Raw genomic sequence first — 1,655 nt, forward strand, 5'->3', positions numbered from 1 at the left:
AGACCCGTCGACGTGGAAGTCGACAGCGAAGCGACGGTGCTATTAGTCGAGCTGAGACCCGTGGACAACGAGCTGATGCCGGTCGAAGTCGAGGTGGACAGCGACGTGATCGAACTGTTAGCCGAGGACAGGCCAGTCGACGTGGAAGTCGACAGCGAAGCGACGGTGCTATTAGTCGAGCTGAGACCCGTGGACAACGAGCTGATGCCGGTCGAAGTCGAGGTGGACAGCGACGTGATCGAACTGTTAGCCGAGGACAGACCGGTCGACGTGGAAGTTGACAACGAAGCGACCGTGCTATCGGTCGAGCTCAGGCCAGTAGAGAGCGAACTGATACCGGTCGAAGTCGAGGTGGACAGCGACGTGATCGAGCTGTTAGCCGATGACAGGCCAGTCGACGTGGAAGTCGACAGCGAAGCGACCGTGCTATCGGTCGAGCTCAGGCCCGTGGACAGCGAACTGATGCCGGTCGAAGTCGACGTGGACAGCGACGCGATCGAACTATTAGCCGACGACAGACCCGTCGATGTGGAGGTCGACAGCGAAGTGACGGTGCTATTTGTCGAACTGAGACCAGTGGACAGCGAGCCGATACCGGTTGAAGTCGAGGTGGAAAGCGACGCGATGGAGCTATTAGCCGACGACAGACCCGTCGACGTAGAGGTCGACAGCGAAGTCACGGTGCTGTTGGTCGAGCTGAGTCCGGTCGACAGCGACGCGATCTCGCCGCTGGACGACGACACAGTCGTCGACAGCGAGTCCAGCGTCGAATTGGTCGCGAAGAGTTGCGAACCGTTGATCGCATCGGTGCTGTTCGCGGTGATTTGCCCGGCGGCGACGTTCGTGACCTGGCGTTCTGCGCCTTGACTGCCGACGCTGACCACGCTGGTCGGATTGCCGCCTGCGAACGTATGGGTCGTACCGCCGACGGTACCGGTCGGCGTCGGGTTCGGCGCCGACGTGACTGAACCGCTGCCGATCGCGACGTCGCCGGCGTTGTTGGCGGCGGCGTTTTGGCCGATCGCGACTGCGCCGTTTGCTTTTGCGTTCGCGCTGTCGCCGACCGCGACGCTGCTTGCGCCCGCGGCGCTCGCAGCCACGCCCGCGGCAAGCGAGTTGACGCCCGTTGCGCCATTGTTGTCGTAGTTGGCCTGCTGCGTACCGCCATCGTTGACGCTGTAGTAGTGCGTCTTTGCGGCCTCGATTGCCGTCGAGGTCGATGTGGACAGCGACGTGATCGAGCTGTTGGCTGTACTGAGGCCGGTGGACAGCGAGCCGATGCCGGTCGAAGTCGATGTGGACAGTGACAGAATCGAACTGTTGGCCGTGCTGAGGCCGGTCGACAACGAGCTGATGCCGGTCGAGGTCGAAGTGGACAGCGACAGCACCGAGCTATTAGTGGAGCTCAGCCCCGTCGACAGCGAGCCGATCGAGCTATTTGCCGACGACAACCCCGTCGAAGTCGACGACGACAGCGAAGCGACGTTACTGTTGGTGGAACTGAGGCCGGTGGACAACGAACTGATGCCGGTCGAAGCCGAGGTGGACAACGACAGCACCGAGCTGTTGGTCGAGCTGAGCCCCGTCGACAGCGAGCCGATCGAGCTATTTGCCGACGACAACCCCGTCGAAGTCGACGACGACAGCGAAGCGAC

Annotated in this window: 1 pseudogene; it reads right to left on the reverse strand. The window is 62.2% G+C overall.

The features are described 5' to 3' along the window. Positions 1 to 1,655 (reverse strand): annotated as a pseudogene (locus tag BST28156_RS34445) (ESPR-type extended signal peptide-containing protein); the annotation flags it as partial.

The sequence above is a fragment of the Burkholderia pseudomultivorans genome, from assembly GCF_902499075.1.
Taxonomy (GTDB): Bacteria; Pseudomonadota; Gammaproteobacteria; order Burkholderiales; family Burkholderiaceae; genus Burkholderia; species Burkholderia pseudomultivorans.